General features: G+C 67.6%; 11 protein-coding genes. 4 read left to right on the plus strand and 7 right to left on the minus strand.

Annotation, left to right across the window (positions count from 1 at the left end):
• Nucleotide 1: 1 nt before the first annotated feature.
• The 6 genes from U9979_RS21035 to U9979_RS21060 all read right to left on the minus strand — a co-directional run bounded on the left by U9979_RS21035 (nt 2) and on the right by U9979_RS21060 (nt 9,087).
• Complete coding sequence (locus U9979_RS21035; protein ID WP_322780724.1) at nt 2-3,217, minus strand: zinc ribbon domain-containing protein; 3,216 nt, start codon at nt 3,215-3,217, stop codon at nt 2-4.
• 192 nt (nt 3,218-3,409) lie between these two features.
• The gene (locus U9979_RS21040; RefSeq protein WP_322748857.1) at nt 3,410-5,080 is read right to left on the minus strand and encodes an Hsp70 family protein; all 1,671 of its coding nucleotides are present in this window, start codon (nt 5,078-5,080) and stop codon (nt 3,410-3,412) included.
• A gap of 30 nt (nt 5,081-5,110) precedes the next feature.
• Nucleotides 5,111-6,097, minus strand: a complete 987-nt coding sequence (locus U9979_RS21045; protein ID WP_322780725.1) for a hypothetical protein — start codon at nt 6,095-6,097, stop codon at nt 5,111-5,113.
• A gap of 64 nt (nt 6,098-6,161) precedes the next feature.
• Nucleotides 6,162-6,848, minus strand: coding sequence for a Tellurium resistance (locus U9979_RS21050; RefSeq protein WP_322780726.1), 687 nt, complete (start codon nt 6,846-6,848; stop codon nt 6,162-6,164).
• Nucleotides 6,849-6,923: 75 nt separating this feature from the next.
• Nucleotides 6,924-8,075 carry a DUF475 domain-containing protein gene (locus U9979_RS21055; RefSeq protein WP_322780727.1) on the minus strand — a complete coding sequence of 384 codons (1,152 nt, stop codon included), beginning with the start codon at nt 8,073-8,075 and terminating at the stop codon, nt 6,924-6,926.
• A 436-nt stretch (nt 8,076-8,511) separates the two neighbouring features.
• A complete protein-coding gene (locus tag U9979_RS21060) occupies nt 8,512-9,087 on the minus strand; it encodes a TerD family protein (RefSeq protein ID WP_322748853.1) in 576 nt (191 codons plus the stop codon).
• A 528-nt stretch (nt 9,088-9,615) separates the two neighbouring features.
• On the opposite strand from U9979_RS21060, the gene U9979_RS21065 reads away from it, so the two are divergent.
• Genes U9979_RS21065 through glgB form a run of 4 tightly spaced genes read left to right on the plus strand, consistent with a single transcriptional unit; the run spans nt 9,616 to nt 17,107 of the window.
• A complete protein-coding gene (locus U9979_RS21065; protein WP_322780733.1) occupies nt 9,616-11,601 on the plus strand; it encodes an alpha-1,4-glucan--maltose-1-phosphate maltosyltransferase in 1,986 nt (661 codons plus the stop codon).
• Nucleotides 11,598-13,319, plus strand: coding sequence for a maltose alpha-D-glucosyltransferase (gene treS, locus U9979_RS21070; protein WP_322780728.1), 1,722 nt, complete (start codon nt 11,598-11,600; stop codon nt 13,317-13,319). Before U9979_RS21065 ends, treS begins: the two co-directional genes overlap by 4 nt.
• A gap of 50 nt (nt 13,320-13,369) precedes the next feature.
• A complete protein-coding gene (locus U9979_RS21075) occupies nt 13,370-14,725 on the plus strand; it encodes a maltokinase N-terminal cap-like domain-containing protein (protein ID WP_416210244.1) in 1,356 nt (451 codons plus the stop codon).
• Nucleotides 14,726-14,755: 30 nt separating this feature from the next.
• Entirely contained in the window at nt 14,756-17,107 is a 2,352-nt protein-coding gene (glgB, locus tag U9979_RS21080) for a 1,4-alpha-glucan branching protein GlgB (RefSeq protein ID WP_322780729.1), read from the plus strand.
• Between the two features lie 31 nt (nt 17,108-17,138).
• Here the strand turns inward: glgB and U9979_RS21085 are convergent.
• Nucleotides 17,139-17,323 (minus strand): hypothetical protein (locus tag U9979_RS21085; RefSeq protein ID WP_322780730.1); only part of this gene is annotated, 185 nt, incomplete at its 5' end.

The raw sequence follows: 17,323 nt of genomic DNA on the forward strand, positions 1-17,323 counted from the left end.
GTTAGCGGATTATGAGGGAATCATCCGGTGGATGGCGGACAATCACCGCACCGGGCACCCCACCAACCGGTGCACCCGGGCTCGCCGGCGAGCCCGGGAACAGTCGTACCCCCCAGGGAAGCTCGGCACCTTCGAGGGAAACCTCGAGGGTGCGCTGCGGTGTTGGTGGCGACGCCGACACTCGTGCGAGCGGATGTCCGTCGTCGCTCGCCTGTGGCGGAGTCGTCCCCGGCCGCGCGACAAGCACCATCGCCGGCAACGGCCCGTCCGCGCGCACGTGTACGCGCAACGTACGGCGACGCCAGCCGGACCGGGCCAGCGTGTAGGTGACCGTCCGTTCCCGATCGTGGTGCTCATGGTGTTCCGGTTGATTCAGGTCATCGAGGTCATCGTCCGCATCCGGCGATGCCGCCGAGCGGGCCACCATCGCCGTGCCCGGGCCGACAGCGCGCAACGTCCCACCCGTGCGCACCAGCGGGTAGCAGGCGACGAAGTAGGCCGAACCGTCCCGCGGCGCGGCCAGATGCCAGCCGCCCTTGATTTCCAGGCTGGTATTGGTGACCTTTGCCCGGAACGCGTCCGGGTCGTCCGGCCCGGTCGGGAGCTGGTCGCGGCGCCACAGGACGCGCGCCTGCGTGATCCCCGGCGGCATGTGGAAGGACAGCACGATCTCCTCACCGCGATCGTCCGCGCGCAGATCCCGGATGCCTTCGACCACCAGATGCCGCACACCGGCGCCGACCACCGCCCGACCGTCACACACAGTTACCGGAAGATAGTCCAACTCACCGGCAGCCAGTGGGTCCACCAGGTGGCCGCTCCGGCTCGACCCGACCAGCCGGGCCCGTTCGGCGATCTTCTCCAGGTCGATCTCGGTGTCCTCGACTCCAGCCGCATGCGGCGGCCCGGCGTCCGACACGGGTACGGGCACGGCGTAGATCTGCACATGAGTGGCTGGCATGGCGCTCCAGCGCAGCACGGTACGCCCGGCGACAGTGGTGACCGCCAGATCGCGTACGGCTCGTGGGCGCGGCGTCACCGTAACCGCAATCCCCGAACCAGCGGTTCTGGCCGGGTGTCCGTCCACATCCTGGAACTCGACATAAACCTGATAACGGTAGGTGACACCGGGCTGGACGGCCGTGTCGAGGTACTGACCGGCGTTCGCCCTGATCCGACGCATCGGAACCTGTACTGGCGATGACTCGTCCACGGTCCGATCGATCGTCACCGCGTCCACCGGGCCATCCAGCCGCCAGGACAGCCTCACCCCGGCACCGAGCTGCTCCGCACGCAGGGCTATGACGTCCCGCACGACCACGAGGCCGGGTGTGCGCACCCCTACCGAGCGCCGGCTGCCCACGACCGCCGTCACCTCGTGCCGGACCAGCACCCCGGCCGGAACCCCGGCATCGGACAACTCGGTGGACCGAGTCGTACCCAGGCTGCGCTCGACCGGTGGTGTTCCCTGCTGGCCGCCCGCCTCCCCCATGCCGGCCCCCACCAGCCTGACCACCCGGTAGGACACCGGACCGAGCGCCGAGGGGGATGGCCGCCACCGCAGCACCACGGCACCTTCTTCGTTGCTCGCGGTCAGATCCGTCGGCGGCGGGAGTGGCAGCGCGGCCAATGCCGCCAGCGCCTCCCGGTTGTCCGCCACGGTCGCGAGCACCGCGGCCAGCGCATTCTCCTGGTCGGCTGGCGCAAGCGCCGCCGCCGCGGCAACCCGGCGACGGATGACGTCCTGGTGAGCGGTGAGCTCGGCCAGCACCTCCTCGGGCGAGCGTCCGTCCGGACCGGGTACGTCGAACGCCTGGGCGACGAGCCAACGGGCCCCGGCGGTGGCGGCGTCGTCGCACCGGGCCTCGCGGTGCTCGACCAGTGCCCGCCAGCCGGCGTCCGCGGCGGCCAGCGCCGCCTGCACCCGCACGCCGAGATCATCAGCAGCGCGGGCCGCCGACCCACCGACCGCGCCCAGCACCGGACGCGCCCGGGCCAGCAGCTCGGCGGCATGCCTGGGATGGCCGTCTTCCAGCTCGCGGCGGATCGCGGTCAGGGCGTCGCCGGCTTCCCGAGCCTGGCGCAGGCTCTGCCCGCAGAACTGGCACGCCGCCGCGGCGGCCTCCGTCGCGCGGCCACACGACGGACACGGGATGTAGAGCTCGGTATCGCAATATCGGCAGACGCGCGAACCGTCAACCGGCTCCGGACGGCCACAGCGTGGGCATACAACGTAGTCGACGACCGCTCCGGTCGTCATCGCCGCACCCAGATCCCGGGCGATGTCGAGCAACACCGCCTTCGCCTGTGCCGCTGACAGTCCTCGCCCGGCCGCGAGGACCTCGCGGACCAACCCCTCAAAGGCGCCCGGTCCGAGCTCACCGTCGAGCACGACGTGCTCCTCGACCTTCGGCCGGATCTCATCGCGGGCGTCTGCGACCAGCCCGGCGGTATAGGCGGCCGGATCACCGTCGAGGAGTCTGGTGCGCACCTGCGCGAGCAGATCAGCGGTCACCGTCTTCTCGCGGTCATGCGGACGCCGCTGGTTGCGCTCGACAAGGATCTCGTGTGCGGCCTGGATCCGCGCCGGCGCGGAGTCCGCCGGGATACCCAGCAGAGCCCACAGGGAGGCGGTACCAACCCGATCCCCCTCGCGAAGCTGCCGCAGCTCGGTGAGGCCGTCACGGATCTGGCGCCGCAGCCCCGGCGCGAGCGGCTCGACATCCTCACCGGAGCCGTCCTCGATCACCTTCTCGCCCGCGAGGGTCGCGTCGAACTGCTCGGTGGTCACCCCGTCAGCCGACGCCAACCGACGCAGACCCGCAACGCGGGACCGGGGAATTCCGCCGAAACGCTCACGCACGGTCGCGAGGTTGCGGGCCACCTTGGCCAACCGGTCGGCGTCCCCACTGCGACGCGCGGCCAGCACTCGTACCCGGACCTGTTCGCGGGTATGCGGGTCCAGCAGCGGCGCCTCCCACTCGGCCCGCCTGCGGATAAGGGCCGCGGCCAGGGTCGCGTAGCGTGCAGCGTTCCGTTGCCGCTGCAGAAAGGCCACGACGCGGGCCAGGTGCGCGCGCACCTCCGCGTCGGTGTACGTGGCAGCCGGGTCCAGCGCGGCGACGAAAAACGGGTCATCACAGTCAAGCGGGGATCGGCGTTGCAGCTCGGCCAACACCCGCTGCCGGTAGCTGCTGCCGTCGAACGCCGCGCTCACCGCCCCACCTTCGTCCCCGCCGCCAGCATCCCCATCACAGAGCGTATGAAGGCGGCACCCGGACATGGCCCCGGCCTCGGCATTCACCATATGCACCGGACAGTGTCCGGTAACAGACAACGTTATGTAACAGACAACGTCATGTGCTGGACAACGTCGGGCACGCTGATGCCTGCGACCGCCACGGCGACGTCAGTCCCGCTGTTTGAGCAGGGTGATCTTCCGTGTCTCCTCATCCCGCATCGCTTCGCTGCCCACACCCGCGGTGATCTGCAGGACGAGCGGCCCGGTCGCGCCCGGATGCGTGGCGGTGACGACGATCGTCTGGTCCGACCGCATGAGAAAGGTGACATCCACCGGTGTGCCGCGGGGATGTCCGCCGGGAATCCCCGCGATGGCACCTTCGACGATCACTTTGTTGTCCTGCGGGATGGTCGACTCAGCGCTCGTCCCCTGCTCGAACACACGGATGTCGACGTCCGTCTGGTTGTCGGAGATGGTGTAAAAGGTCTGGGTGATCTCAATCGGCAGCGGATCGTTGCGATGCGCCAGAAAGGCCGCGATCGTTTTGCCCCTGTCCTCGGCGAAGATCCCGAAGCCGCGGGACGTCACGTTGGTGACCTTCGTCTTGACCAGATCGACCACCGCGGTGGTGGCCAACCCGAAATCTCCCGCCGCGCCCGACACGGAGCGCGCGACGTCGGCCGGCGCCGCGGCATCCAGAGTCGCACCGGCCGCGAGCTTGCCCTGGGCAACCAGATCGTCGAGGACGTACCGTTCCAGTTCCTTCTTCTGCCCGAAGACCGCGGCGCCCTTGGCCACGGCGAGATCGGGGTCCAGGAGGCGTGGAGACAGACCGAAGCGCTCGGCGATCCTGCGGGCAACCGCCGGGCTCTTGCTCATACCGCCGACAAGCAGGCAGACGTCCACCTGGTCGACGCCACGCTCCCGAGCCCGGGCGAGCACCGACCCGGTGAGGTCAAGGGTGCGCTGTAGCAGGGCGGCGGTGATCTCCTCGAAGTCCGCCCGGGTCACGGTCACGTTTGTCCGCCGGCCGCCGTGAACCACCAGGACATCGACGCTGTCGCGACCGGACAGCGCCAACTTGGCGTCCTCCGCCGAGGTCAGCAGCTCCTGCTCGTCGTAGACGTCGTCGAGCGGATCACCGGCGTCGGGCTGCGCCTCGGTGAACTTCTGGGCCAAGAAGCGCACCAGCTCCGCATCCCAGTCAGCGCCGCCAAGCTCGTGGTCACCGTCAGTGGCCACAACTGTGATCGCGTTCTTCGACAGCCGGATGACCGTGGTGTCGAAGGTGCCTCCGCCCAGGTCGTAGACGAGCACGGTCGTCTCCGCCGCGCCGTCCTGGGCGAACCCGTACGCGAAGGCGGCGGCTGTGGGCTCGTTGATGATGTCCAACACGTTCAGCCCGGCGAGCGCGCCGGCCAGCTTCGTCGCCTTGCGCTCCTCGTCGCCGAAATAGGCCGGGACGGTGATGACCACGTCCGTCACCGGGGCGCCGGTCGCCCGCTGCGCGTCGGCGGCGAGAGACTTGAGCACGAGGCTTGACACGGCAGGCGCGCTGTACTCCTCACCGTGCACGACAAATCGCCAGTCCGCCTCGCCCATGTGCCGCTTGACCAGGCTCGCCACGTCATCCGGGCGGATCCGGGACTGCCGCTTCGCCTGGGTGCCGACGACAAACGTCACACCGCCGCCCGCGGACTCGTCGAACAGCACCACCGATGGTGTGGTCGGCTGCGACTCGATATTGCGAATCACGTCGGGACGTCCGTACTCGTCCACCTGGGCGATGCACGAGTACGTCGTTCCCAGGTCGATGCCGAACACCTTTGTTCGCGCCATGAAGGTCCCTCCAACAAACCGCCGCCGGTTTCAGTGTGCCCGAAAAACCTCCACCTCGGCTGGACGCACCACGGTCGACTCACCGCGGACGAATCCGGGCTTGAGTGTGCGGGCGATCGTCCGGTCACGGCCGGGGTCGTCAGTGCCGACCCGGCGCATGCCGACGTGCCGGACCGGGTCGAAGGGCATCCCCACCACCGCGGTATACGGACGGACGTCCGCCGCGACGTCCAGCACCTGCAGCAACTGCTTACGCAGGATGCCTGGGACGCTCTGGCCGTCGTCCGCGCCGAGACTGGTCATCTGGTCGTGCAGGCGCATGAGTCCCCGCAGCAACGGTGCCATCGCCTCGGTCAGTTCGCCGGCCCGAAGCCGGGTGTTCTCGGCGTGCAGGCGGTCCACCAGGTCGGCGTCGTGGCGCCGGAGCCTGATCAGCTCCTCGGCCCGCTGGTGGAGTTCGTCCAACCGCAGGGCCGCCGCGGCGCTCGCGGCGGTGAGGTCGGCGAGGGCGCCAAGGTTCGCAGTGTCGGCGCCAGCCGCCCCTGCCGCGGCCGACGGAAGATCGACCTCGGTGGCTGGGTCGTCGCGAACCTCTCCGTCACCATGATCATCCAACCATCGCGGCCCGGCCAGATCCTCAACCTCACCAGCCTCGTCGGGTTCGTCGGCATTGCCAGCCTCGTCGGCCTCGTCGGCCTCAGCTTCCTCGTCGGTCGGCCCCGTCGCCACGGCTGCGAACGGGCCGACCCGGTCATCGCGCCAGGGGAGGTCCACAGCGACAGCCACATCCACGTCCCCCAGGGTGGCGTCCCCGAGGGGATGGGCATCCACGTCGAGCGAGTCCTCCGCCGGCGCGTCCTCTACAACAACAGCCTCCACAACCTCGTCGTCCATGCCGGCGGTCCCGTCCATGCCGGCGGTCCCGGCGGTCGGCGGCCGACCGAGGTCTGCCGGCGGCGGATCCGGCGGGTACCAGCGCGGCGCGTCGGGCACCGGCTCCTGGCGCGGCCGGAACATCGAATAACGACCGTCATCCCCGAAAGGTGACGACACAGGGCGATTCATGATCGTGTTCCGCCGCCTACTTGCGTCCCGGCGTCCAGTTCAGACCCCATCCATAGGTTCGATCAAGATCCTGATGACCAGCGACATAGCGGACCTCCCTGTTCACCACGAGGTCGTCACCGCTGGAGTTGGTCAACTGGGCGATAGCGCACATCCGGGCGTTGCCGGCACTCTCGTCCAGCCGTACCTCGATCGGCGCGCCGCGCGCCGGCGTCAACGTCACCACGGCGTTCGCCTGGTCGAAGTTGGGGGCGCCGGCATAGATGAAAGCAAAAATCAGCAACCGGCGGATCTCCCGGACATGGGCGAGGTTGACGAACAGGTTCTCCCCGCCGACGGACGCGCCGGTCCGGTCGTCGGCATCGAGCTGGACGTACGGCGGCGCCTCAAGAGACCCGAAGGTGTTACCCAGCGCCTGGACGACACCCTTGCGGCCGTCGGTGAGCTCGTAGAGGCACGCCAGGTCGAGGTCGACCCCGTCGGAGGCACCGCCGAGAACACGCTTGAGGAATCCGCCCGGGCCGCCGGCCGAGCCCGGGGCACTCTGGGCCGTCCAATTGAGGTTGACGTGTAGCCGACCGCCGCCGCCCTGCTTGCTCAGAGACACCGAAGGTGCATTCTTGGTCAAAGTGACCTTGCTCAGTGACACCGGCGCCGGGTTGGAATCCTGGCCGCCGGACCGCTTGGTGTAGTCAATAGGCATGATCCGCTCCCTTGCGGTGGTCGTGATATGAGCTTAGAGCGCCCGGCGACAGCGGCGTGGCGTCGCGGGAACAGCCTAGGAACGGGCCACCACCACCTCGCCGGACCGAGCGTCGGGATCGCCGTCCTGCCCCCCTGCACCGGCAGCCCGCTGCCGGTCGCGGTTGCGGATGGAGGTCACCAACGCGACGGCGATGAACCCGACACCGACAAGACCGGTGATGATCTCGGGAACTTCGGTCTCGATGCTGATGGCAAGAATCACCGCCAGGGCGCCGATGGCGTAGTGGGCACCATGCTCCAGGTACACATACTCCTGCAGGGTTCCCCGGCGAACCAGATACACGGTGAGCGACCGGATGTACATCGCGCCAATACCAAGGCCAGCCGCGATGACGAAGATCTTCTGAGTGATCGCGAAGGCGCCCACCACACCGTCGAAGGAGAACGAGGCGTCGAGCACCTCCAGATAGAGGAAGAGGAAGAACGCGGCTTTCCCTGCGGCCAGCACCACCGCGTTCGCACCGCCGGTTGACCCGGCCCCGGCTCCGACCCCGTCGGATTCCGCGCCGTCCTCCTCGGTGTCCGCACCGACGCCACGCGCCTCGAAGAACTCCCCGAGGCCACGTACACCCAGGTAGGTCGCAAGGCCCGCGACGCCGGCGCTCAGCACCTGCTGGGTGTGGTCATCGGAGAACACCTCCGCCACGACCAGCAGCGCGACCAGCCCGACCACGACCGACAGCACGTCGAGGCGGCCGGCCTTACGCAGCGGTTCCTCGAGCCAGCGCAGCCACTGGATGTCGCGCTCGGGATCGAACATGAAGTCCAGAAAAATCATGAAGAGGAAGATCCCGCCGAAGGCTGCGATCGAGGGATGGGCGTCGGCCAGCCGCGCCGCATACTCGTCCGGGTTGTTCAGCGCAAGGTCGAAGACCTCCAGCGGCCCCAGATGGGCGGTGACGGCGACGATGACGATCGGGAACAACAGCCGCATGCCGAAGACCGCGATCAGGACGCCCACCGTCAAGAAGATCTTCTGCCAGAACTCGTTCATCCGACCCAGGATGGTCGCGTTGATCACCGCATTGTCGAACGACAGGCTTATCTCAAGGACCGCGAGGATGGCGACGAGAGCGGCGGTCTGAGGACCCCCGATCACTCCCGCCACTGCGATACCTACGACGGTGACGGCCAGTGACCAACCAAAAATGCGCAAGACTTGCACGAGGAACAGGTACCTCCCCCGGACCGGGGTCGGGGCGCGGCGCCGGGGGCACCACCGCGCCCCGACCCCGGTCCGGAGCATCGAGGCAGCACGTCAACCGCAGGTCTACGTAGCGGTCCACCGGGAATCGTCGGGGCCGGCGATGACGCGGCCACCGGGGTCCCGGGGGACCCGTCCGATCACGAGATGTTCTGACGGGTCCCCCGTGACGGGCGCCGGGCGGGATACCTTCGCCATCCCGCTTCGCCCTCTACCCTGCCGCCTCGCCCTCTACCGTGCGCCGTCTACCCTGCGCCATGGTCGCCCGCACGTTGACCTACCCGGCCGGCCGAGCGCCGGGTCCCGGGCATCGTAACCGCCCAAACCAGCACCCCCGTCACACCCGGACCGTTGCGGACGTGCGCCACACCGGCAACGGGCGTGGGGGAGATGGCGATCAGACGTTGACGCCGTAGTCCCGGGCGATGCCGGCAAGACCGGTGGCGTAGCCCTGACCGACCGCCCGAAACTTCCACTCCGAACCGTGCCGGTAAACTTCACCGAAGACCATGGCAGTCTCGGTGGAGGCGTCCTCGGTGAGATCGTAACGTGCGATCTCGGCGCCCCCCGCACCGTTCACGATCCTGATGAACGCGTTGCGTACCTGGCCGAAGTTCTGCTGGCGTGACTCCGCATCGTAGATCGAAACCGGGAACACGACCTTGTCGATCTCTGCTGGCAAGCTGACGAGATTCACGTTTATCGCTTCGTCGTCGCCTTCTCCCTCACCGGTCAGGTTGTCGCCCTGGTGCTCGATGGCGCTGTCCGGGCTCTTGAGGTTGTTGAAGAAGACGAAATGGCCGTCGGAGAGCACCCTGCCGTCGGCCCTGCACGCGATCGCACTCGCATCAAGATCGAAATCTGCGCCGGTGGTGCTCCGCGCATCCCATCCGAGGCCGACGACGATGTTGGCGAGGCCCGGCGCCTCCTTGGTCAGCGAAACGTTTCCGCCCTTGCTGAGGCTGACTCCCACTACTCCTCCTGCTGTCCTTGCGATCGGGGCTGGTCTTGTATCCCGGGTGTTTCGGGGCCCTGGCCGCCCCCCGCACCGAGCGCGACGCAGCTTACTGGACTCGATCATGCATACCCACGGCGACATGGGGTCACCGGGGTCTGCCTCCAGCGGGACGAACGGGGCCACGCGGGGGTTCCCCGGGGCAGCAACGGGCCAAAGGGCGCGCGACGATCGTCAGATCGCGCGCCCGGAGGCCGTAGTCCCCGGGGCAGCAACGGCCCACCCACGCGTGAGCGTGGCCGGCATGGGTATCCCCAGCCGATACCGACGGTGGGCCGGTCCACCCATGGCAACTGACCTACCCGGAACGCGCATCAACGTGGAGACTTCGATCCGATGCCGACATCCTCCCCGCCCGGCGGACCGCCTCCGTATCACCAACACAACCCCACCCGGTGGTCCCACGCTGTTCACGTTGGGGCGCCTCCGACTGGTACAGCAGAGGCGGATTATCAAGGAGTGGTTCCCCTCGATAAGGTCGCGGCGATGATCGGACGCTCAATAGGCCGGGTTGTCATCTCTGACATCAGCCCCGCCGTATCATGTGGACAGTGGCCGTCGCGGGCGGTAGAGGGTGAGATCCTCACCGTCACCGCGACGGTGTTTCGGGATGGCCATGATCTGATCGGTGCCAATGTGGCGCTGTCAGGTCCGGATGGCCGCGGCACGCCGTTCACACGGATGCAGCCGGTCGACGTGGGGACCGACCGGTACCAGGCCGAGGTACGCACCGATTCGGAGGGCCTGTGGGGCTTTCGCATCGAGGCATGGGCCGACCCGGTGGCAACCTGGCTGCACGCCGTTGAGATCAAAACAGCGGCCGGCCAGAGCCTGGACGAACTGGCGGTCGACTTCGAAGACGGGGCCCGGCTGTTGCTCCGCGCGCTACCGGGGGTCCCGGAAAGCCGCCGTGCCGACATCCAGCGGGCCGTCGACGCGTTACGCGATGACACCCTCACAGACCCACACGGCCGGATAGCCGCGGCACGCGACCCGGCGGTGGTCGCCCTGCTCAACCGGTTCCCGCTGCGGGAGCTCATCACCCGTTCGCCGTTCTACCGGATCTGGGTCGACCGTCGCCGCGCGCTGTTCGGGAGCTGGTATGAGTTCTTTCCGCGATCCGAAGGGGCGGGTCTGGATCCGCCCCGCTCGGGAACCTTCGCGACCGCGGCGCAGCGGTTGCCCGCCGTCGCCGCGATGGGTTTCGACGTGGTCTACCTGCCGCCGATCCATCCGATCGGGGAGATCAACCGCAAGGGTCCGAACAACACTCTGATCCCCGGCCCCGACGACCCCGGTTCGCCATGGGCGATCGGCAGTGAGGCTGGCGGCCACGACGCCGTCCACCCGGGCCTGGGCACGATCGAGGACTTCGACGAGTTCGTCGCCCAGACCCGGGCGCTCGGTATGGAGATCGCTCTCGACCTCGCCCTGCAGTGCGCCCCGGACCACCCGTGGGCAAAGCTGCACCCGGAGTGGTTCACGGTGAAGAGCGACGGGTCCATCGCCTACGCCGAGAACCCGCCCAAGAAATACCAGGACATCTACCCGCTGAACTTCGACACCGACCCGGTCGGTCTTTATCATGAAGTGCTCCGCGTGGTCAGGTACTGGACCTCGCACGGTGTACGGATATTCCGGGTCGACAACCCCCACACCAAGCCGGTCCAGTTCTGGGAGTGGCTCATCGCCGAAGTGAAGTCGACCGAACCGGACGTGCTGTTCCTGTCCGAGGCGTTCACCCGGCCGCACATGATGCAGGCGCTGGCCAAGGTGGGCTTCACCCAGTCCTACACCTACTTCACCTGGCGCAATACGAAGGCGGAGTTGGAGACATACGGGCGGGAACTGCTGGAGACCGCGCACTACATGCGTCCGAACTTCTTCGTCAACACTCCCGACATCCTGCCGGGATATCTCCAGGACGGCAGCGACGCCGCATTCAAGATTCGTGCGGTGCTGGCGTCGATGATATCCCCGACCTGGGGGGTCTACGCGGGGTACGACCTGTTCGAAAACGTTCCCGTCCGGGTCGGGAGCGAGGAGTACCTCGACTCCGAGAAATACCAGTTCCGCCCCCGGGACTGGGCCGGTGCCGAAGCCGCGGGACGTTCACTGGCGCCCTATCTGGCCACGCTCAACCGAATACGAAAAGATCATCCGGCCATGCACTGGCTACGCAATCTCCGCTTTCACCACGCGGACGGCGACGCAATCATGGCCTTCTCCAAGCGAGTCGGACAGGCACCCGACGACGACCGTGTTCTGATCGTCGTCAATCTTGACTCCCACAATATCCAGGAGACGACGGTTCGTCTCGACATGCCCGCCCTCGGCCTGCAGTGGTGGGACACATTCGATATCCACGACGAGATCAGCGGGGCGAACTACAGGTGGGGGCACGAGAACTACGTCCGACTGGATCCGGCGACGGAACCGGCCCATGTCTTCACCATCCGGCGCAGAAGATGAGCGCCGAGGACTCCCGCGCCGACAGCGTGACCGCTGACCGCGCGGCTTCCGACACCGACTCCGAGGAGCCGTCGCGTGACCCCCTGTGGTTCAAGCGGGCGGTGTTCTACGAGGTCCTCATCCGTGGTTTCGCCGATTCCAACGGTGACGGTACCGGCGACCTCCGAGGAGTCACCGGCAAGCTCGACTACCTGAGCTGGCTCGGAATCGACTGCGTGTGGCTGCTGCCGATCTACGACTCACCGTTGCGGGACGGCGGCTACGACATCGCCGACTACTTCCGCATCCTGCCGGAGTTCGGCGACCTCGGGGACTTCGTCACTCTGGTGGACGAGGCTCACCGGCGCGGCATCCGGATCATCGCGGACCTGGTCATGAACCACACGTCCGACCAGCACCCCTGGTTCCAGGCGTCCCGCACCGACCCGGACGGCCCCTTCGGCAACTTCTACGTGTGGTCGGACACGGACGACAAGTTCCCGGACGCACGGATAATCTTCGTCGACACGGAGAAGTCGAACTGGACGTGGGACCCGGTGCGTGGGCAGTACTACTGGCACCGTTTCTTCGCCCACCAGCCTGATCTCAACTACGACAACCCCGACGTCCAGGAGGCGATGCTCGAGGTCCTGCGATTCTGGCTCGACCTCGGGATCGACGGCTTCCGCCTGGACGCGGTCCCCTACCTCTATGTGCGGGAGGGGACCAACGGCGAGAACCTGCCCGATACCCATGAGTATCTGCGACGGATCCGCAAGGAGGTGGACGCGAAGTACGCCGATCGGGTCCTTCTTGCCGAGGCGAACCAGTGGCCCTCGGACGTGGTCGAGTACTTCGGCAACGACGACGAGTGTCACATGGCATTCCACTTCCCATTGATGCCGCGTATCTTCATGGCGGTCCGCCGGGAATCCCGTTATCCCATCTCGGAGATCCTGGCGCAGACCCCGGAGATTCCGCCGAACTGCCAGTGGGGAATATTCCTGCGCAACCACGACGAGCTGACCCTGGAAATGGTCACCGACGAGGAGCGCGACTACATGTACACCGAGTACGCGAAGGACCCGCGTATGAAGGCGAACATCGGGATACGCCGCCGGCTGGCGCCGCTGCTGGACAACAGCCGTGACCAGATGGAGCTGTTCACCGCGCTGCTGCTGTCGCTGCCCGGCTCGCCGGTCATCTACTACGGCGACGAGATCGGGATGGGCGACAACATCTACCTGGGCGACCGGGACGGCGTCCGAACTCCGATGCAGTGGTCACCGGACCGCAATGCCGGCTTTTCGACCGGCGATCCGGCCCGGCTGTACCTGCCGCCGATCATGGACCCGGTATACGGCTACCAGGCGCTCAACGTCGAGGCCGAGCAGCGGATGCCGACGTCCTTCCTCTCCTGGACACGCCGGATGATCGAGGTGCGGAAGAGGCATCCCGTCTTCGGCCTCGGCACATACGAGGAGCTGCCCGCGTCCAATCCGTCCGTCTTCGCCTTTGTGCGAGAATTCGGCGATGACCGGGTACTGTGCGTGGCCAACCTATCGCGTTTCGCACAGCCGGTCGAACTTGATCTACGGCGGTTCGTCGGACTGGTTCCGGTCGAGTTGCTGGGCGGCGTGCACTTCCCGCCGATCGGTGAACTGCCCTACCTACTGACCTTGCCCGGTCACGGACATTACTGGTTCGCGCTCACCCGACCGGGGGAATTCACCCCCTGACGAACCAATGCCTACGATCGATAAATCGGGTGACGACGCGCGGGAGGGCGATGACGGTGGGCGATGATTCTGACCTGGTCGACCTCCTGACCTCCTGGCTGCCGCGGCAACGCTGGTTCGCGGGCAAGGGACGGCCCTGGGGCGGCCTGCGCATCATCGGGGACGTGCACCTGTCCGACCGTCTCCGGCACCTGGTCGTGGAGGTCCGCTACGCCGATCGCGGACCGATCGATCACTACCAGGTGCCGCTGGTCACCCGGCCGGACGCGCCCTACGGGCACGAGAGCTTCCTGCTCGGAAAGGCCGCGGACGGTCTGGTGTACGACGGCCTGCACGACCCGGACGGCAGCGCCGCCCTGCTGGCGTTCATTCAGGGCGACAAGGCCCACGACGGTCTGGTGCCGCACACGCTGGAGGAGCTGGAAACGTTGCCCGCCCACGCGGTCGGGGCCGAGCAGTCCAACACCTCGATCGTCTACGGCGACGCCTATATCCTGAAGGTCTTCCGGCGGCTGTGGGTCGGCGGCAACCCGGATCTGGAGATCACCCGTGCGCTCGCCGATGCCGGCAGCGTCCATGTGGCCCGCCCGGTCTCCTGGCTGGACGGCATCCTCGACGGAGTCACCACCACCTTCGCGTTCATGCAGGAGTTCATGCGCAGCGGCACCGAGGGCTGGCGGCTCGCCCTCACCAGCGTCCGCGATCTCTACGCCGAGGTGGACCTGCATGCCGACGAGGTCGGCGGGGACTTCGCGGCCGAGTCCGAGCGCCTCGGCGCCGCCACCGCGCAGGTGCACGACCTGCTCGCGGACGTGCTGCCCACCGCGGTCGGTGACGCCGGGAGCCTGCGAGCGGAAGCGGTGCAGATGCACCGCCGGCTGGACGCCGCGATCGAGGCCGTGCCGGAACTGCGATCCTTCGAGGCGGGGCTGCGCGAGTCGTTCGACGAACTCGCCCATCGCCGGCATCCGGTCACGCTGCAACGCATTCACGGGGACTACCATCTTGGTCAGGTCCTACGGGTCGACTCGGGGTGGGTGCTGTTCGACTTCGAGGGGGAACCAGCGCGTCCGGTTGCCGACCGGACGGCGCTACAGTCCATCCATCGTGACGTCGCCGGCATGCTCCGGTCGTTCGACTACGCGGCCCAGTCGATGTTGTTGGAACGGGAGGGCGAGTCGGCGCTGAGCTACCGCGCGCAGGAATGGGCGACGCGCAACCGCGACGCCTTCTGCGCCGGGTACGCCGGCGTCGGCGGGTATGACCCACGTGAGGACACGGTTCTGCTGCGGGCTTTCGAGCTCGACAAGGCCGTGTACGAAGTCGTCTACGAGGCGCGGCACCGACCGTCGTGGCTGCCGATCCCGCTCGGTTCGGTCGAACGACTGACGTCCACGAGCGGATGATCGTTTTTTACTAAGGATGGCGTGTTGTCCATGATCATATCTGACGACGCGGTGGGCGGCCCCGGCCGGGATCATCCGCACGATCTTTCTGACAGCAACTCCACCGGCACCGGCTCGCGGCGCGTCGCGGTAGCCGAGCATGGCGCGAGCGCCGACCAGGAGAAGCGCCCACCCGCGTCCCTGCTCGTTGAGGATGTCGATCTTGAACGGCTCGTGAGCGGCGCGCATCACGATCCACACAGCGTGCTCGGCGCCCATCCCCACGGTGATCACACGATCGTGCGGGCGCTGCGACCGGACGCGGTGGGAGTCGTCGTCCTCACCGGTGGTGAACGCCACGAATGCACCCGGCTACACAGCGGCGGGGTGTTCGCTGTGGCACTGCCCACCAGTACGGTCCCGGACTACCGGCTCGAGGTCAGGTACTGCGACGCGACGCACGTCGTCGACGATCCCTACCGGTTCCTGCCGACCCTCGGGGAGATGGACCGCCATCTCATCGGTGAAGGCCGCCACGAGCAGCTCTGGCGGGCGCTCGGCGCGCGGGTGCGACGCTACCCGAGCACGGCCGGCGACATCAGTGGTGTCGGTTTCGCCGTGTGGGCGCCGAACGCGCGCGGCGTCCGGGTGGTGGGCGACTTCGACTTCTGGGACGGCCGGGCCTACCCGATGCGCTCGCTGGGTGCCGCGGGCGTGTGGGAGCTGTTCGTACCCGACATCGGCAGCGGCTGCCGCTACAAGTACGAGATCCTCGGTTTCGACGGCGTCTGGCGGCAGAAGGCCGATCCGCTCGCGCTGCACACCGAGATCCCGCCGGCCACGGCGAGCGTCGTCTTCGAGTCGGAATACACCTGGGGTGACCAGGAATGGCTCGAGCGCCGCGGCAACACCCCGTGGCATGCCGCGCCGATGTCGGTCTACGAGGTGCATCTGGGCTCCTGGCGCCGGGGGCTGTCCTACCGGGAGCTCGCCACCGAGCTTGTGGACTACGTGCGTGAGCTGGGGTTCACCCACGTCGAGCTGATGCCGGTCGCCGAACATCCCTTCGGCGGCTCCTGGGGCTACCAGGTGTCGGCCTACTACGCCCCTACGTCACGGTTCGGTGACCCCGATGACTTTCGCCATCTCGTCGACCAGCTTCACCAGGCCGGCATCGGCGTCATCGTCGACTGGGTACCCGCGCACTTTCCCCGCGACATCTGGGCCCTGGGCCGATTCGACGGCACGCCGCTGTATGAGCATCCCGATCCGCGGCGCGGTGAACAGCCCGACTGGGGAACCTACGTCTTCGACTTCGGCCGGCCCGAGGTACGCAACTTCCTGGTCGCGAACGCGGTGTACTGGTTCGAGGAGTTCCACATAGACGGGCTGCGGGTCGACGCCGTCGCGTCCATGCTCTACCTCGACTACTCCAGACCCGACGGTGGCTGGGTACCCAACATCCACGGTGGCCGGGAAAACCTGGAAGCCGTGTCATTCCTGCAGGAGACCACCGCGACGGTCTACCGGCGCGTACCAGGCGTACTCATGATTGCCGAGGAGTCGACGGCATGGCCCGGCGTCACCCGGCCGACCCATCTCGGCGGCCTGGGTTTCGGCTTCAAGTGGAACATGGGTTGGATGCACGACACGCTGGACTATCTCTCGCGGGCGCCGGTATTTCGCGCATATCATCACCATCAGCTCACGTTCTCCATGATGTATGCCTACTCGGAGAACTTCATCCTTCCGCTCAGCCATGACGAGGTGGTGCACGGGAAGGGTTCCCTGGTCGGCAAGATGCCCGGTGACCGCTGGCAGCAACTGGCCAACCTGCGCGCACTCTACGGATACATGTGGGCGCACCCGGGCAAGCAGGTGCTGTTCATGGGCGGCGAGTTCGGCCAGGACGCCGAGTGGTCCGAAGCCCGGTCACTGGACTGGTGGCACCTCGACGATCCACCCCACCGCGGAGTGTCCACGCTGGTGCGGGATCTGAACCGGACCTACCGAGCCACGCCCGCCCTGTGGGAACAGGACACCTCTCCCGACGGCTTCTCCTGGATCGACGCCAACGACGCCGAGGATAACGTGTTCTCCTTCCTGCGGTGGGCCGACCGCGACGCGACATCCCAGCGCCGGCCGATCGGTACGGTGCTGGCCTGCGTCACCAACTTCGCGGGCGTCGCGCACCGTGACTACCGACTCGGCCTACCGTTCAGCGGCCGCTGGCGCGAGGTTCTCAACACCGACGCCACCGACTATGCGGGCAGCGGTCTGGGGAACCTGGGCGCGGTGATCGCCGTCGATACCACCCACCACGGCCAACCCGCATCCGTGACGCTGACCGTGCCCGCGCTGGCAACCCTCTGGCTGGCCTACGAGCACGACGACCGGCCCTGATCCCCAGGGTGGCCGGCCACGCCCCGCCGCATCACGAGTCGGGCGGCGGGACGTGGCCGGCAGGCGGAACCAGGCCGGCAGCGCACCAGGCCGGCAGCGAACCACACAACCGGCAGGATGCCAGCCACCGACAGCCGGTCAGTGCCAGCCGGTCAGTACCAGAACCTGCGGCCTCCGGGCGCGCGATCTGACAATCGTCGCGCACCCTTTGGCCCT

Origin of the sequence: Protofrankia sp. Cas4, assembly GCF_963555915.1 — a bacterium.
Classification (GTDB): Bacteria; Actinomycetota; Actinomycetes; order Frankiales; family Frankiaceae; genus Protofrankia.